At 50.9% G+C, this 14,803-nt stretch carries 14 protein-coding genes; 6 read left to right on the top strand and 8 right to left on the bottom strand.

The window, feature by feature from the left end:
• Positions 1-25: 25 nt before the first annotated feature.
• Positions 26-706 (bottom strand): DUF6250 domain-containing protein, encoded by a 681-nt coding sequence (locus ACFSW8_RS05920; RefSeq protein ID WP_377088666.1) that lies wholly within the window; start codon positions 704-706, stop codon positions 26-28.
• A gap of 164 nt (positions 707-870) precedes the next feature.
• Positions 871-1,491 carry a protein-L-isoaspartate(D-aspartate) O-methyltransferase gene (locus ACFSW8_RS05925; protein WP_377088670.1) on the bottom strand — a complete coding sequence of 207 codons (621 nt, stop codon included), beginning with the start codon at positions 1,489-1,491 and terminating at the stop codon, positions 871-873.
• A 165-nt stretch (positions 1,492-1,656) separates the two neighbouring features.
• Between ACFSW8_RS05925 and ACFSW8_RS05930 the strand changes: the two genes are divergently transcribed.
• On the top strand, positions 1,657-2,151 hold the full coding sequence (locus tag ACFSW8_RS05930; RefSeq protein ID WP_377088672.1) for a fasciclin domain-containing protein: 495 nt from the start codon (positions 1,657-1,659) through the stop codon (positions 2,149-2,151).
• A 51-nt stretch (positions 2,152-2,202) separates the two neighbouring features.
• On the opposite strand, the gene ACFSW8_RS05935 is transcribed toward ACFSW8_RS05930, so the two are convergent.
• Positions 2,203-3,285, bottom strand: a complete 1,083-nt coding sequence (locus ACFSW8_RS05935; protein WP_377088674.1) for a CNNM domain-containing protein — start codon at positions 3,283-3,285, stop codon at positions 2,203-2,205.
• 473 nt (positions 3,286-3,758) lie between these two features.
• Here ACFSW8_RS05935 and ACFSW8_RS05940 point away from each other — a divergent pair, with 473 nt between their 5' ends.
• The gene (locus ACFSW8_RS05940; protein ID WP_377177698.1) at positions 3,759-4,739 is read left to right on the top strand and encodes an endonuclease/exonuclease/phosphatase family protein; all 981 of its coding nucleotides are present in this window, start codon (positions 3,759-3,761) and stop codon (positions 4,737-4,739) included.
• A 2-nt stretch (positions 4,740-4,741) separates the two neighbouring features.
• On the opposite strand, the gene ACFSW8_RS05945 is transcribed toward ACFSW8_RS05940, so the two are convergent.
• Positions 4,742-5,923 (bottom strand): serine hydrolase domain-containing protein, encoded by a 1,182-nt coding sequence (locus tag ACFSW8_RS05945; protein WP_377177700.1) that lies wholly within the window; start codon positions 5,921-5,923, stop codon positions 4,742-4,744.
• A 253-nt stretch (positions 5,924-6,176) separates the two neighbouring features.
• Between ACFSW8_RS05945 and ACFSW8_RS05950 the strand changes: the two genes are divergently transcribed.
• The 3 genes from ACFSW8_RS05950 (at position 6,177) to ACFSW8_RS05960 (ending at position 8,400) form a co-directional block, all read left to right on the top strand.
• Positions 6,177-6,605 (top strand): DUF1842 domain-containing protein, encoded by a 429-nt coding sequence (locus ACFSW8_RS05950; RefSeq protein ID WP_377088682.1) that lies wholly within the window; start codon positions 6,177-6,179, stop codon positions 6,603-6,605.
• Between the two features lie 111 nt (positions 6,606-6,716).
• Entirely contained in the window at positions 6,717-7,556 is an 840-nt protein-coding gene (locus ACFSW8_RS05955) for a S1 family peptidase (RefSeq protein ID WP_377088683.1), read from the top strand.
• Positions 7,557-7,641: 85 nt separating this feature from the next.
• Positions 7,642-8,400, top strand: a complete 759-nt coding sequence (locus ACFSW8_RS05960) for a hypothetical protein (protein WP_377177702.1) — start codon at positions 7,642-7,644, stop codon at positions 8,398-8,400.
• A gap of 567 nt (positions 8,401-8,967) precedes the next feature.
• On the opposite strand, the gene ACFSW8_RS05965 is transcribed toward ACFSW8_RS05960, so the two are convergent.
• The 4 genes from ACFSW8_RS05965 to ACFSW8_RS05980 all read right to left on the bottom strand — a co-directional run bounded on the left by ACFSW8_RS05965 (position 8,968) and on the right by ACFSW8_RS05980 (position 13,408).
• Positions 8,968-10,293, bottom strand: a complete 1,326-nt coding sequence (locus tag ACFSW8_RS05965) for an alkaline phosphatase D family protein (RefSeq protein WP_377088687.1) — start codon at positions 10,291-10,293, stop codon at positions 8,968-8,970.
• Positions 10,294-10,378: 85 nt separating this feature from the next.
• Positions 10,379-10,771, bottom strand: a complete 393-nt coding sequence (locus ACFSW8_RS05970; RefSeq protein ID WP_377088688.1) for an ABC transporter C-terminal domain-containing protein — start codon at positions 10,769-10,771, stop codon at positions 10,379-10,381.
• Between the two features lie 124 nt (positions 10,772-10,895).
• Positions 10,896-11,954 (bottom strand): alpha/beta hydrolase, encoded by a 1,059-nt coding sequence (locus tag ACFSW8_RS05975; RefSeq protein ID WP_377088689.1) that lies wholly within the window; start codon positions 11,952-11,954, stop codon positions 10,896-10,898.
• 131 nt (positions 11,955-12,085) lie between these two features.
• Positions 12,086-13,408, bottom strand: a complete 1,323-nt coding sequence (locus ACFSW8_RS05980) for a homoserine dehydrogenase (RefSeq protein WP_377177704.1) — start codon at positions 13,406-13,408, stop codon at positions 12,086-12,088.
• A gap of 221 nt (positions 13,409-13,629) precedes the next feature.
• On the opposite strand from ACFSW8_RS05980, the gene ACFSW8_RS05985 reads away from it, so the two are divergent.
• Complete coding sequence (locus tag ACFSW8_RS05985) at positions 13,630-14,742, top strand: CAP domain-containing protein (protein WP_377088692.1); 1,113 nt, start codon at positions 13,630-13,632, stop codon at positions 14,740-14,742.
• Positions 14,743-14,803: the final 61 nt, after the last annotated feature.

Here is a 14,803-nt window from a genome sequence, read left to right on the forward strand (position 1 = left end):
GGTGCGTGGAGGGTAGAGCTGCTATTTACTTGTTATTGGCAGGGGGGAGTAGGGTGACATGGAAGTTGTCGATGACTAAGTGATTATTGACGGTGCGAAACCCGAACCATCCCTCAGTGAGTGGGGAGGGATCGGTATAGTCGAAGACTGTTTTTCCATTGCAGAGGTAGCGTTGGCGCGCCCCTTCTGAGAGGATGGTGATTTTGAGAGTGGTGTTTGGGGTGTGGAGGAATTGAGGGTCTGAGAGGTCGTGTTGTGGGAGGCAGGGGCGGGTGCCGTCCCCGGGGTAGCGGCGGAATCTGGTCGTGGTGTTATGGTTAGCGCCGTATCCTACATAATAGAGCCGCAGTGGGTGGTACTGGGTGAAGGTGCCAGTTCTCGAGTTCTGGGTGAAGAGGTTTGGTTGTTTGGGGTGCGTCGCCATCCAGAAGCAATTGAGGTCACTGACTCGATCATAAGGGCCGCCTTGGTCTACGAGCGTGGCTTCGAAATCAATTTTGATTGGGCCTTTGAGTTTATGTTTAAACCAGACTGTGCAGCCGGAGGCATCGAGGATGACGAGTTTGCCCTTTTTAAGAAAGGTGTTGCCCGGGGGAGCCTGTTCGATGATCCATTGGGAGAGATCGTTTTCGAAGGTGTCTTTATAGAGTGTGGTGGGGGAAGCGTGGCAGAAGGTCGAGCATGTGAGGAAGGTGGCAAGTTTCATGGCTGCGTGGGGTGGGGCTACCTATGTATTTCTCCACGCAGCCCGTGGAGAGTAAAGTCGGGAGGTGGGGGGAGGTTTCGGATGTGGAACGGGAGGAATGCTCTGGCCGTATTGGTCAGTCATTTGGCTTTCGCAATTATGTTCATTACACAACTGAGGTCACACTAAAGCATTGGGACAAAGCGGACAGGAAGGTGCTCAGTGCAGTTGAGGGTGCCATTGGGGAGTTTCTGGTAGCAGCAAAGTTGTTGGGTTTTGTGTGGGTGACCGATCGGGATGATGAGGCGGGCAGATTTGGCGAGTTGGTCTAGCAATGTGGGGGGAGCTTCGGGGATGGCGCATGACACGAGGATGGCATCGAAGAGGGTGTGGGGAGTCCAAGCGAGAGTGGCATTTCCAAGGTGGATTTGAATGTTTGTGAGGGAGAGTGACTGGAAGCGGCGCTGGGCTTGTTGGGCGAGTTCGGGGATGCGTTCGATAGTGGAGACTTGTTGGACGAGGCGGCTAGCGACGGCGGCAAGATAGCCAGAGCCGGTGCCGACATCGAGAATGTGGAAGTGGGGTTTGAGTTCAGCGAGTTCAAGGATGCGTGCAACAATGTAGGGCTGAGAGATGGTTTGTTGATGCCCGATGGGGAGGGCGCGATCGGCATAGGCTTGGTCGTGGAGTTCATTAGGTATGAATGCTTCTCTGGGCGTGTGGAGCATAGCATTGAGGACCGGTCGTGAGGTGATGCCTCGGGCGCGTAGGTCTGTGTCGACCATATCTTGGGCGGAGTGAGCCATACTAGAGGGTAGCATTTTAGGGGGGTAAAGAGGGGGAAAAACTGGCGTTTTCAAAAATATAGACAAAACATAGACAAAATAATTTGACGGTTTAGGAAAATGGGGGAATGGGTGAGGATGGCGTGAGAGAAAAGCGTCAGAACTGAACCCAAATTAAAGAAGACCATGAAGAAGATCGTAACAGCAGTAGGAGCGAGCATTTGTCTGTGTGTACAGCCAGTGATCGCGGACAATCATAAGAGCAAGCCTGGGATTGTAGAGATCGCGGCAGGCAACAGTGACTTTGAAACTTTGGTGGCTGCTGTGAAGGCGGCGGGCTTGGTGGAAGCGCTGAGTGGCGATGGGCCGTTCACGGTATTTGCGCCGACGGATGCTGCATTTGAAAAATTGCCTGCAGGCACATTGGAGACATTACTGAAGCCCGAAAACAAAGGGAAGCTAGCGGACATTTTGAAGTATCATGTCGTGGCCGGGAAGGTGATGGCAAAAGATGTGAAGCCTGGGGAGGTGAAGACTTTGCAGGGGGGAAGCTTTGAGGTGCGGACCGAGGGTGGCAATGTGATGGTAGGTAAGGCCAAAGTGATCAAGACCGATATCGTGGGTAAAAATGGGGTGATCCATGTGATAGACACAGTCATTTTACCTCCTGAGGGGGAGTAAGTGGCCACATCCCAGAAGGGGCTTGCGGGTGATGACCGCAGGTCCCTTTTTTTATGAGGACGGAGGGTTTTCGCGAGCTTGGGTTGATGCTGGGTTGATCCCCATAGATTTGGCGCGTTGGGCCCAGAGGTTGCGTGCGAGCACCTGCATGTCCTCATTGCGGTCGGCCTCGTCGACGATTTCCATGCCCAGGAGGGTTTCGACAACATCTTCCATGGAGACGACGCCTTCCATGCCGCCGAATTCATCAACGACAAGCATGAGGTGTTGCTTTTCTTGGGTCATGAGTTTGAAGACCTGGTAGATGGAGTCACCACTGTGGACGGCCTTGATGGGGCGGATGAACTCGGTGAGGTTTTGGGGGTGATTGGTGCCCTTGAGTTTGGCGGACATGAGGTCGCTTTTGAGGACAAAGCCAGTGATGTGGTCACGATCTTTGCCGAATAGAGGGATACGGGAGAATGGCTTTTGCATGGAGTCCTCGAGGAGGGTGTCGAGATCCGTGGACTCGCGCACGGCGTAGACGACGGTGCGGGGTGTCATGATGTCACGCACTTGCGTGGACTTAAACATGAGTAGGTTTTTGAGGATCTGGCTTTCATCGTCTTCGAGGCCACCGGACTGGGTTGCGACGTCTGCCATGGCAGCGAGTTCCATACGGCTGACGCCATGTCCTTCGCCGTGTCCACCGAAGAGTTTGGTGATCATTTTAAGGAAGAAGAGCACGGGCGTGAGGATCCAGGTCATGATCCTGAGGGTGTAGGTGGTGGGGCTGGCGAGTTGTCTCCAGAGCTTTGCGCCGAGAGTTTTGGGGATGATCTCGGAGAGAATGAGCACGAGGAGGGTGAGGAAACTGGCGAAAATAGCCTCGCCTGTATCATTGTAGAGCGCCTTCCATTGAGCGCCGGCACCGGCAGCGCCCATAGTGTGGGCGATAGTATTGAGGGTGAGAATTGCCGAGAGTGGTTCATCGACATTTTCTTTCATTTCCGCGAGTTGCTTGGCGTATTTTTTGCCAGAGCTAAGCTCGTGCTGGATAAAGCCTGGGGTTACGGAGAGTAGGACAGCCTCTAGGACTGAGCAGAGGAAAGATACGCCCAGGGCGAGAACGACGTAGAAGATGAGTAATTCCATGGTATCGGGTGCGTGCAGCTAGGGATACTTAGTCTAAGAATGGGCGCTTAGATGGAATCTGGTAGGCGAGAGGGGCGACGATGGTTCGAGTCAGAGTTTGCACGATATTTTGCTGAATTGACTGAAAGTAGCACGCTTGGAGGGGGTGACAAGAGGGAATTTTTCGGTAAGAGAGGCGATTTTTGGATGTGGTTTCTGCAGGTGTGCGGCGCAATCTGCTAGGAGTTTATACCATCTCTCGACTCGGAATAGACGAATGGGGTGTGGTAAAGTCTTGTGATTTTGCGCTGCGCGATTTTAGAGAGCATCGGATTATCTTGCATAATGTCATCGTTGTCATTCAGTTGTCCCACGCGTGCGGGGCTCCTTCATTCCGCCTTGATATTCTGCAAGCTCATTCCGACCATTCGTCCATTCCGTTTCGATCAATGGTATTATTGATAGCTTGGGTGAATTTGCTAGTACATTGGGGAATGAGAAAGCAATGGATATGCAGAGCGGTAGTGGTGGTGGGAGTGGTTCTTGGGGGGATGGGTGCTGAGTTTGTTGGGGCAGCGGAGAATGACAGGCTGAGAGTGTTGGTCTGGAATGTTTGGCGCGGGACGAACAAGGTGGATCAGGGGCCAGAGAAGGCATTGGCTTTGATTAAGGAGAGTAAGGCGGATGTCTGTCTATTACAGGAGAGCTATGATATTGAGGGGGAAAGGCCTCAGTTTGGCCCTTGGGCAGCTGAGCAGTTAGGCTGGAACGTGTGGCAGGGGAAGAGCCCGCATTTGTGTGTGATGAGTCCCTACACAATGGATCAGACTTTTTTTCATAAGGCGTGGCACGCAATAGGTGCTGAACTTACTGACCCGAAGGGTCGGAAACTTCACGCGTTTAGTATTTGGATTGATTACCGGAGTGGCGCTGGAGCTTATTTACGAGCGCATCCATCCGCAAGCGATCAAGAAGTGTTAGATGGGGAGAGTGAGCGGTCTGGGAGGGTGGCACAGGCTGCGGGTATTTTGAAATATCTGGAGGCTCAGTCTTTGTTAGGTTTAAAGACTCCACTGTTAGTGGGAGGAGACTGGAATTGTCCTTCACATCTTGATTGGACTGAGGCGACTGCGAAGGCGTTCCCGTACCGCAGGGCGCTAAAATTGCCGGTGAGCTGGTCTATGCTAGAGGCGGGTTTTGTTGATAGTTTTCGGGCAGTTTACCCTGACCCGGTGAAGCAACCAGGGGACACTTGGTCACCATTATTTCGAGAGAAAGATGGTGAGGTGTTACCGCTGAACCGGATTGATCGATTGTATTACAAGTCGAATCGGGAGGTTCCGATGTTGCGTGCGGTATCGGCGAAGGTGTACCCAGAGGTATTGGAGGACAATGCGATACCGGTGGAGGATAGGGCCTTTCCTAGCGACCATGCAGCCTTGTTGATCGAGTATGAGTGGGTGGGGGGCGAGTAGGTTTAGTCTGGGATTTCATGGATGAGTAGATCCATGAGATTTTGAGTAATGGGCTGCAAGGAGAGTTCGTCATCGTTGGTGAGGATGACGATGCCTTTTTGAGAGATGGCGCCATTGTCAGGTTTGGCGTAGGCGAAGGAGGCGCGGAAGTGTGGGACGCTACCGCCTTTGATAAAGATGCTGTTTTGTTTTCCGGGAGCACAGAGGCTTGGATAGAATTTTTCGAACCATCCATTGGCGATGTACTGTCCTTCTCCGCTACGTTTGCGGGGGTTAGATTTACTGGTCTGTGTATGGGATGGATGGCTACGCATATTTTCGATGACATTGGCTGGGACGGCGCCATTGGGTTTCATGTTTGCGGTGAGCCAGTTGAGTGCATCGGGCATGGTGGTGAGGAGGCCACCAGCGGGAGTATGGGCGGGCCAGTTTGCTTTCTTGAGGGGGCTATTTTGCCAGTGAGGGATATCGTAACTGTCTACCTTCTGTTGATTAAATAGTTGGGTGTCTGGCATGCCGATCGGGCTGAAGAGGGTGTCATACCAGTATTCTCTGAGCTTTGGGAGGAACTCGTCGAAGCTCAGCGGTGTTGAGGATTTAAGCGAGTGGGCGACGATGAGCATACCGAACCCCAGAAGCGCATAAGAAGAATTTGAGTAGTTAAATAGGGAGTTTCCTGTGTAGTTAGATTTGTTAGTTAGATCTTGGAAAAATGTTTCGACAGATGAGGAGCTTTCGATGGAGGGGCCTTTATGTTGATTGCCGACTAGCTGGGAGCGCATGGTTCGCAAATCGTCCCAGGTCATGGTAGTGAGAGCTGCGGGGAGATTGTCAGTACTGGGGAGGTAGGGGGCGATAGTTGGAAGTACTTTATCGTCGCGCTGGACATGTCCTTTTGCGAGGTGGAAGGCGTAACTCATGGCTGCGAAGGTTTTTGTGCAGGATCCGATCTCCCAGAGCGTGGAATCGGAGGGACGCACTACTTCATTGGTTGATGGGTCTTTGAGGTAACTGCCGAAGTAGGCGCTGTCTTGAATGGCCCATGTGGAGTCATCGCCATTGGGGGTGATCCAACCAAGGGCGTAGGCTAACTCTGAGGAGTGGGGGCCTACAGGTGTTGTTTTTAGAAGGCTTTCGAAATAGGGTACGATGAGCTCTCTAGAGGATGTGAGTGTGGCTGGCATGTTTTTTAGGGTGTTTTGTTGAAGTGGTTTGGGAGGCTTTTGATCGGATATCATAATGAATGTTAGACTGTAGATGATGTTTGTTAGATTGATGTTGTTTATTTTAAATTTTCACTAAATTTCTCAATTCTAACAGTTTTGTCTTGATTTCTGTTAGTTGTTAGGTAGCTCATAATGCTGATAATTTTGTGAAAGGTCATGAGATTTTGAGCAAAGTTATTTGGAAAACAAAAAAACCAACAAGAAACAGAAAATGAGTACAACACAGACAGCAGATCCATCAGCAGCAGCAAACAAGATTGGCCTATACAAGGTGGACCTTATTGCGGGCAACGAGGGCGTACCAGGTGCACCGATTCTTCGTCTTTCGCTTTTAGTAAATGCGGCGACAGGTGAAGTGACTGGTCAGGGGCGCATTACGCAGGCTGTAGAGAGTGGCGACGTGCCGATCAGCAACATCAAGGGGCAAGTACGTGCGACTGGGTTTGGTGAATACACGAAGGTGTTATCACTTGAGGGAGAAGGTTTTGTCTCTTTCCCACCACCAGCGATTGGGTCTTATCTTGCGCCATTCACAGCGCATTTTGGTCTGAAGAGCGATTGGAGTGGCAAGGGAGGATGGGAGCTTAAGGGTTCTCAGCCTGTGGAAGACGTGCCATGTGAGGCCGTTGATCACGGTTAGTACCGGGAGGTATCTATCGTGTTTTTTGGCCACGGGGAGGTTCCTCGTGGCTATTTTTATGTGTGGTGGAGAATCGGGTTGATGGATGGGATGGGTGGAGTAGTGTGAGCAATGCGTTTATTTAGGCGGAGTATACTATTTTTAGGGCTGAGTGTTCGGCTGTTAGCTGAGGCACCTGTGGTGATTGATGATCGAGCGCTTTCGATTGATTTTGGGGATCGCATTGGGGCGATGGTGGATGCAGGGCAGACGACGAGTGCCAAAGACTTGGGTGAGCAATTGAAGCGGGAGAGGGTTGCCATAGAACTAGCGGAAGCGAGAAAGGAAATTTCTGAAGATGTGTATGGAGGTGCGGTGGACAGTGTTGGGATCATAGCGTCTGTCTACAAATGTGGGCGTTGTGACGACTGGCATCGGTCTGGGGCTGCGACGTGTTGGGTATTAAGCGCGGATGGTGTGATGGTGACGAACTACCATGTTTTTGCGAATGCTGAGCATTCTGGTTGGGGGGTGTTGACACGGGATGGGAAAGTGTCGGCGGTGAAGGAGATTTTGGCTGCGAACAAGGAGATGGATATAGCGATATTCAAAGTTGCGGGTGAGGGCTACAAGCCGCTGTCATTTGGGGAAGCTAGTAAAGTGGGGGGGGATGCGCATATTATTGCCCATCCAGACGGGCGCTTTTTCACTTACACTTATGGAAAGGTGTCGCGTTATTATCGGACTTCGCGGAGGGGAGTGGTGTGGATGGCGGTCACTGCTGAGTTTGCACGCGGCTCAAGTGGTGGTCCTGTTATAGATTCTAGGGGGAACGTGATTGGGATGGTCGCGAACACGCAATCGATTTACTACACCTCGGAGAAGAAGGGAGAGGGGAAAGGGCCGTTTCAAATGGTGATTCGAAACTGTGTGCCGGTGGAGAGCATGTTGAGTTTGATAGAGAAGGAGTAGTTGGCTGGGGAGGAAGTTTTTTAGTGGGGGGGAAGTGGTTTGTGGGATTGACCCTGAGGTGGATGGCGTGCTTATTTATTATATTATGAAATGGAGAGTTATTTATTTTAGTGCATTGGCTTTGTTAGTCGGTGGAGTAGTTCGTGCCCAAGAGGTGGAGTCGGTAAAGTTTCCGAAGACGCATCAGGGAGTGAGTCTAGAGGGGAAGATTAAAGGTTATGCTTTCAAGGACTACAAAGTGACTGCGAAGAAAGGGCAGCGTTTAGTGGTCACTTTAGAGACAAAGCATTTATCGACTTCGTTTTTGGTGTATGGGGCTGGGAAGATAGCTGGGAAAGATGCCGCGCTCTTTAATGGCACAGTAAATGGGAATGAGTACCAGGGAGGAGTTGATGCGGACGGAGTCTTGACCATACGCGTATTGATGATGCGCAATGCTGCACGGCGGGATGAATCAGCGAGTTACGAGATCGGGGTTGAGCTTGTTGACGGAAAGGGGGAGGAGTTGCCAAAGGCGAGAGAGATGCCGATTTATTTCTTAGCTTACTCTCGTGGAGTGGACGATGGTTGGAGCGGGATGTCACGGAGTCCCAAGCGGTATGACTCTCTTTATTCTGAGCTTACGAAGGGTGAATTTGCAAAGGGTTATGAAGCGGGTTATAAGCGTGGAATCAAGGTGCCTCAGCCAACGCGTGCATACAAGAAGGGGGTGATGCGCGGAGTCGAAGATGGGGCTTGTGGTTTATCTAGAACTCCATCACGGCATGCATCAATGTATGAGCAAAGCGAGGCGAAAGATTTCGCGAAAGGCTATGAGGAAGGGTACAACACGGGCATTAAGTAGTGGCGATCACTGGGGTGTGTGATTGTTTGTTAGAAAAAAAGAGCTAAAGTTTTTATTTTTTTGTTAGGTTGTCGATAAGATTGCATGTGTTCAATCTAACAAAGTAATATGAGAAAATACTCCAGCTCTTATTATGTAACGGGTGGTCGGTGTGTTATGTCATCTCTCGACTCGGAATAGACGAATGGGGTGTGGTTAAGTCTTGAGAGGTTTGCGCTCCGCGATTTTAGAGTAAGTCGGATTATCATACACAATGTCATCGTTGTCATTTAGTTGTCCCGCGCGTGGGGGACTCCTTCACTCCGACTTGATCTACTGCAAGTTGATTCTGAGCGTTCGTCTATTCCGTATCATTCAATGGTATCATACCAACTCACAAAATTTTCTGGTAGTATTTATGATTGTTAGGTTATGGATTGGGCTACGCCATCGTTTAGGAGTTTCGGCTGCTTTTGCCTTTTCTCTGCGTTATTCGTCAGTCATGGTGCACGCACCACTTCTTTCTCATTCCTTAAGAAACGGCAAAATCAGCTTGAAAATACTAGCAGAAATTTTTGCTCATTGGTATTAGACTGAAAATTTCTTACGTGGAAGGGCTTTCTTTTTTCGTTTAGTGCGATGGATATCGAAACTGATATTACGTCCATCTACGGTGACGAGTGTGACATTGGAGTGGCCATCGAAGAACTCGCTGCGTTTGAAGCTGGAGCGGTAGGTGAGTGTGGGGGTGTCCTTGGATTTGGACCAACCGGTGTCCTGAGTGAAGTCATTGATAGAGCTTTTCCCGATTTGGTTAATTGGGCTGGACATGATTTCGTGGAGGGTGATGGCTTTGTTATTTTGGCGCACTTCAAGTTGTGCATGACCTGAGCAATGCATGTCACCTGTTAGGAAGGTGATACCAGTGATGTCATGTTGTAGGATGAACTGAAGGATTGCTTCTCTCTGTTTGGCGAACTGGGAGCCACACCATTTGTCATCACCATGTTTGACGTGGAAGACGAAGGGGACGGAGGTAACGACAAACTTCATGGCGTCTTTATGTTTTTTGAGCCAAGCGAGGAAGTCTTTAAGTTGTTCGGTGCCGATCATTTCACCGCTCGAGCAGTAGCGTTCTGAGCGTGTGTCGAGGACGAAGAATTGGTTTTTGCCTACTGAGAAAGGGTAGTAGAGTGCTTGGTTGCCGTAGACCTGAGGGTTGCGGATGTGCTGGAATTCTCGGTAGACTTTCAGTGAGGCGTCGCGGAATGACTTTGGGGTTGATCCCGTTCTGGCGGAATCCATATCGTTAGAGAAGTCATTTGTGATCTCGTGGTCGTCGAGGATCATGTATTGCGGCAGTTGGGTAAGAAACTTTCGGGTCCGCCGGCTATGGCCCCACGCGTCGATGTACTTATCGCGGTATTCTTGGATGTCTGGAGCTTTCCGGTAGTTGGGAATATCGTAGTAGATCTGGTCACCGCAGTGCATCATGAACTGAGCCTTATGTGTCTTTGAGAGTTCGAGGATTTGTTGGAAGGCTTTGTCTGGGTTTGAGAGGATCCCTAGGGAGTGAAGGTTACAGCTACCTAGAAGAAAGCGTACCGTTTCGTTACTCGTGGGAGATGGGAAGGTCTCAAGTGTTCCCGTGCAGTCCCCGTATGTGACTTGTTCTATTTCAGTGTCGGTGCTTTCCTCGCCGAAGGTGACAGAAACATTGTAGTTTGTAGAGGGTTTCAAGCTACTGAATTCGACGACTCCTGTATAGAAGTGGCGTTCCTCAAGGCTGACTTTCTGGGTGTTTTTTTTGTTAGGATCAGTGAGGGTAACGAAGGCGTGGGGGAAGTTACGGTCGCCGCGGACCCAGATTTTGGTGGATGAGTGTGTTGTGTGTCCAATAATTAATCGTGCCATACTAAGGTAATAGGGTTGCCTACCTTAGCTAACAAAATCTCTGATAGAGTCAAGTTAGGGGATGATTAAAAGGGTGGGTTGGGGATTATTGTGAGATGGGATGAGTGGGGGTATGGGAGGGATTGGTGGGGGTATCAAACTGGTTGTGGCGCGATTTTATTTCTTTTTCCGCGAGTCTATTTTCGAAGTCGTTAACGATTTCGGCATTGGCGATGCGTTGTTCGAGTTCTTGGATACGGAGTTCGAGTTGGTGGAGTTGTTTGAGTGTGGGGGAATCGAGGTTTCTGGGGCGTCCGAAGAACCAGATGCTAGCGATGGATGCGGAGCTTGTGACGAGGATGATGATGGGGAGGTATGCGGCGAAGCCTCCGAGATTAGGACCAGCGGCGGCAGTGGTGATAAAAAGAATTGCTGTGACAGTGACGACGGCACCGGTGGCGAGAGTTTTGGTAAAGCTATTGCCGAATGTATCCTTCATGAGGAGGGAGTTTAGCGTGGGTAGTGGTAGGCAGCCAGTGGAATTTCTTGATTGGTCTGTCGCTTGTATGTCGGGGGCATTCCTTTAAGGGGTGTGTACTTGTATGGTGTCCGCTGACATCACACTAAGAATCCTCTGTGAGGATCCATTTGACTGCCTCGACAAATTGGCCGTGGTGGAGGGAATGGCCGCCGTCGTAGGTTTTTGTTTTGAAGTCTTTGAGGCTAGCATCTTTGAGTCCTTTGCGGACTTTGGCGCGCCAGGCTTTATCGACGAGGTGGTCTTTAGTGCCGCTGGATTCGAAGGCTTTGAGTTTTCTCCAGGTGGCTTTTTTGATGTTGTAGTCTTGAGTGCCGAGTTCGAAGAAGGTTTCGTTGCATCCTCCCATAAAGAGGCCTTTGACATTGTGGTCATATTGGCTGAGGAGGCCGGCCATAATTTGGGAGTTCTTTGCGCCACCTGAGAAGCCACCGCAGACGATGGGCCATTGTTTTGCATTTGGCCATTGGGAATGGAGGGCGTCGAGTGCGGTATTGATGCTGGCGAGGAAGGCGGAGAAGGACCAAGCAGATTTTGAATCAGGGGTGGAGTCGATGCTGAGAAGGATCCAGTTGTTTTCCTTACAGCTATTCCAGTATGCTTTGGCGCCGCGGATATTATTTTTTGAATCTCCACTGGCCCATTGGATGAAGATGGTGGTGGGCTGGGAGGGATCGAATGCGGGGGGGAGGCCGATGAGTGTGTTTGTTTCGCTGATCGGGTATCCTTTGGCCATGTCTTTTAGCCATTGGCCGCGGTAGTTATTGATCCAGCTTTCTTTCCAACCTTTGCCCCCTTTGAGAGCGAGGGATTGGTTTGCTTCGGAGAGGGGGAGGGTGGTAGTTTTCAGCTCACCGGGTTTGATGTGTGTGTCACCGAAGGGGTATCCTTGTGTGCGAATTTTTTCAGCGGCTTCTTGTTTGGCTTTGGCTGCGAGAGCGACCTGTTCTTTGGCGTATTGTTGATCTTGTTCAGAGAGGCTGCTGAGTGGGACTTTATAGGTTTTTTTCTTGAGCAGGAGGACGACATTGTCGCCTTCGATACCACCGAATTCGGCTTCGATTGTTTTCCCGGCGTTGTTGGTCCATGGGCGGGCGGAAGCTGATGCAATGAAGAGTGTGAGCAGGAGGAATGAATATTTCATAGTAGTTCAAACGACGCTATTGAGTCAAAGCAACTGTGTTAGGCTCGTCAAGTGGTGATTAGGGGACAAAAAAATCCCGCAGCTCTGGGTGGGAGCTTGCGGGATGTTGGAGAGTGTTGAGTGCGTGTGGCTTAGCTTGTCGCTAGCTTCTCGATACGGAAGACGACTGGCTCGGAGGTGACGCAGTCGAGGGTTTCGCATTTTTTGAGCGTTTCACGCAGTTTTCCGAAGGGGCAAGTGTGGAGGAGGAAGACCATATCACAGAAATCTTTATCTGGGTCTTCAGGGTCGACCGGGGAATGCGTGCCCGAAATGCCGATTCCGTCGTTTGCGAGGATATTGGCGATTTCAGCGATCACACCTGGGCGGTCTTCGACTTCGAAGCGGACGTAGTATGAAGTTTCGGTTTGGTCGACGGGCAGGACTTTGCCTGATTGGGCGTAGGGGAGGAAGCCACGATGGCCGGCAGTGTGGACGAAAGTGTAGGCGGCTTCGACGAGGTCACCGACGACAGATGAAGCAGTAGGTTCTTTACCTGCACCGCGTCCGTAGAAGAGCGCTTCGCCGGAGGCATCTCCACGCACAGCGACAGCATTGAAGACGCCATTAACTGAGGAGAGGATGTGGGATTGGGCGATGAACGAGGGCTGCGTGCGGAGTTCGACTGAGCCGTCAGCATGTTCGCGGACGACTGAGAGGAGCTTGACTGCATAGCCGAGCTTCGTAGCGAAATCGATATCGATGGTGCGGACGCGTTCAATGCCGCGAACGTAGACTTGGTCGGCGGGGATGGTGAAGCCATAGGCGAGTGTGGCGAGGAGGATGGCTTTGTGTGCTGCATCCCAGCCATTGACATCGAGTGCGGGGTCGGCTTCTGCGTATCCGAGGTCTTGGGCTTCCTTGAGGGCGGTTTGGTAATCGAGTCCGGCGGTGGTCATGCGCTCAAGGATATAGTTTGAGGTGCCATTGATGATACCGGACATAGTTTCGATGCGATTGCCAACGTAGGAATCTTGGACTGCCTTAATGACGGGGATTCCTCCGGCGACGGCAGCTTCGAAATGGATTGGGGTATTGAATTCGCGGGAGAGGGCGAAGAGTTCTTCGCCGCGTTCGGCTAGGAGAGCTTTGTTGCCGGTGACGACTGGTTTTTTAAGCTTAATGGCGGCAGCGACGATGTCGAAAGCGGTGGTAGTGCCACCGATGAGTTCGACGACGATGTCCACTTCTGGGTGGTTGACTACTTCTTGCCAGTCGGTGGTGAAGAGGTCTGCAGGTGCATCATCGATACGCTTTTTGGTGATATCGCGGACGGCAGCTTTTTTAATGCTGAGCGAGAATGCTTCTTTTGCGCGATTTGAAATGAGTTGGCCGTTGCGTTCGAGGGTTTCCCAGACGCCTGTGCCGACTGTGCCGAAGCCAGCCATGCCGATACCGATGTGATGCGTAGCCATAATAAGATGAAGTAAGGATGGGTAATAGGGGGGACGTGGGGATGTTGGTCGAGATTAGAGCCGAGTCAAAACATTATGGAGTCATTTGTTGGATGAGGAGGGGAATTTTGGGGTGGTATTCTTGAAATATTGCGGATTGGTGCCAATGGTAGACCTTGGGCTTGTCGCTTGATTCTAGATTGAGGGCATGTTTTAACCCATTGCACACCTATACCCTACTTATGAAAATGAAAACAATCTGGATGGCTGGAGCACTGGCAATGTGCGCTAGCATAGGCGGGATGACGACGGCCCAAGCTGATAGCTGGGAGATGCTAACTGACACTAAAGGGCGTTCTTTAGTGGTTAAGATTATGGACATCAAAGGGTCGCAAGTGCAGGTGATGCGCAAGAAAGACCGGCGCACCTTCCAGCTTGATTATAGCAAGCTTGATGAATTGTCGCAGGAGGCGGTCGTGGCGTGGGGCAATGAGAATATTGCTGAGGGAATTGAAGAGGAATTGAAGGGGGGGAAGGCAGCTTCGCGCCCAGAGGAAGGGGTGAGTGGGTCTGACGAGAAGCTCTACAAGAAGTATTATCCAAAGACGAAGGAGGAGATCAAAGCGGCTATCAAAGAGATTGAGCGCCGTGAGCGCCCCTCCTTTGCAAGCCAGGCGCAATTTGATGCGCTGACTCGACTGAACATTTTCCGCTACCTTTGTGGGGTGAGTGACGATGTGGAATTGACACCAGGGTTGAACCAGAAGGCGACTGCCGCGGGGACGATCTGTCAGAAGAAGGGAAGTTTGAGTCATGATTTTGGCCACTACACAAACGAGTGTAATCTGGCGATGGCATCGAATGGGAATTTGGCGAGTTCTGTCGACCAGTACATCAATGATGCAGGAGCGAACAACCGTGAGAAGCGCGGTCACCGGAGATGGTGTCTCTATCCGAAGCTTGATAAGACTGGATTTGGCGGTTCGGGTAATTATTCAGCGATGCATGTTTTTTCTCATGGTGGGAGAGGGATTCGCGATCCGCATGCCTACCCAGGAATGGGGCTGTTCCCGAAGGAATTTGTGTTAGGTAATGCATGGTCGCTCTACCTAACGGAGAATGCACCACCGACGGGCAAGTTGACAGTGGAAGTGTATAAATTAAAGAAGCGCCCGATCAAATCGATCAGTTGGAATGATGAGGTGGAGGGTCGCAGCATAGGGGTGCAGTATGTGCACAGTTATGGGAACACTATCAACTTTGAGCCAGCGAAGCTGCTAAACTCTCGTGGGGTGTATTTGGTCCGCGTAAGTGGAGGCGGTGTAAAAGAGCAGTATGTGACTGAGCTATACTAGTGTGCTGTCAGCGAAGTCCTCTTCATATTGGTGCGAATATTGCTGACAGCTCAGTATGGCT

Source organism: Rubritalea tangerina (assembly GCF_042683245.1).
In the GTDB taxonomy this organism is placed as follows: domain Bacteria; phylum Verrucomicrobiota; class Verrucomicrobiia; order Verrucomicrobiales; family Akkermansiaceae; genus Rubritalea; species Rubritalea tangerina.

Bases quoted from the DNA above. Each gene is read 5' to 3' on its own strand.
- ACFSW8_RS05920 (WP_377088666.1), bottom strand. From the start codon at position 706: ATGAAACTTGCCACCTTCCTCACATGCTCGACCTTCTGCCACGCTTCC.
- ACFSW8_RS05925 (WP_377088670.1), bottom strand. From the start codon at position 1,491: ATGGCTCACTCCGCCCAAGATATGGTCGACACAGACCTACGCGCCCGA.
- ACFSW8_RS05930 (WP_377088672.1), top strand. From the start codon at position 1,657: ATGAAGAAGATCGTAACAGCAGTAGGAGCGAGCATTTGTCTGTGTGTA.
- ACFSW8_RS05935 (WP_377088674.1), bottom strand. From the start codon at position 3,285: ATGGAATTACTCATCTTCTACGTCGTTCTCGCCCTGGGCGTATCTTTC.
- ACFSW8_RS05940 (WP_377177698.1), top strand. From the start codon at position 3,759: ATGAGAAAGCAATGGATATGCAGAGCGGTAGTGGTGGTGGGAGTGGTT.
- ACFSW8_RS05945 (WP_377177700.1), bottom strand. From the start codon at position 5,923: ATGCCAGCCACACTCACATCCTCTAGAGAGCTCATCGTACCCTATTTC.
- ACFSW8_RS05950 (WP_377088682.1), top strand. From the start codon at position 6,177: ATGAGTACAACACAGACAGCAGATCCATCAGCAGCAGCAAACAAGATT.
- ACFSW8_RS05955 (WP_377088683.1), top strand. From the start codon at position 6,717: ATGCGTTTATTTAGGCGGAGTATACTATTTTTAGGGCTGAGTGTTCGG.
- ACFSW8_RS05960 (WP_377177702.1), top strand. From the start codon at position 7,642: ATGAAATGGAGAGTTATTTATTTTAGTGCATTGGCTTTGTTAGTCGGT.
- ACFSW8_RS05965 (WP_377088687.1), bottom strand. From the start codon at position 10,293: ATGGCACGATTAATTATTGGACACACAACACACTCATCCACCAAAATC.
- ACFSW8_RS05970 (WP_377088688.1), bottom strand. From the start codon at position 10,771: ATGAAGGATACATTCGGCAATAGCTTTACCAAAACTCTCGCCACCGGT.
- ACFSW8_RS05975 (WP_377088689.1), bottom strand. From the start codon at position 11,954: ATGAAATATTCATTCCTCCTGCTCACACTCTTCATTGCATCAGCTTCC.
- ACFSW8_RS05980 (WP_377177704.1), bottom strand. From the start codon at position 13,408: ATGGCTACGCATCACATCGGTATCGGCATGGCTGGCTTCGGCACAGTC.
- ACFSW8_RS05985 (WP_377088692.1), top strand. From the start codon at position 13,630: ATGAAAATGAAAACAATCTGGATGGCTGGAGCACTGGCAATGTGCGCT.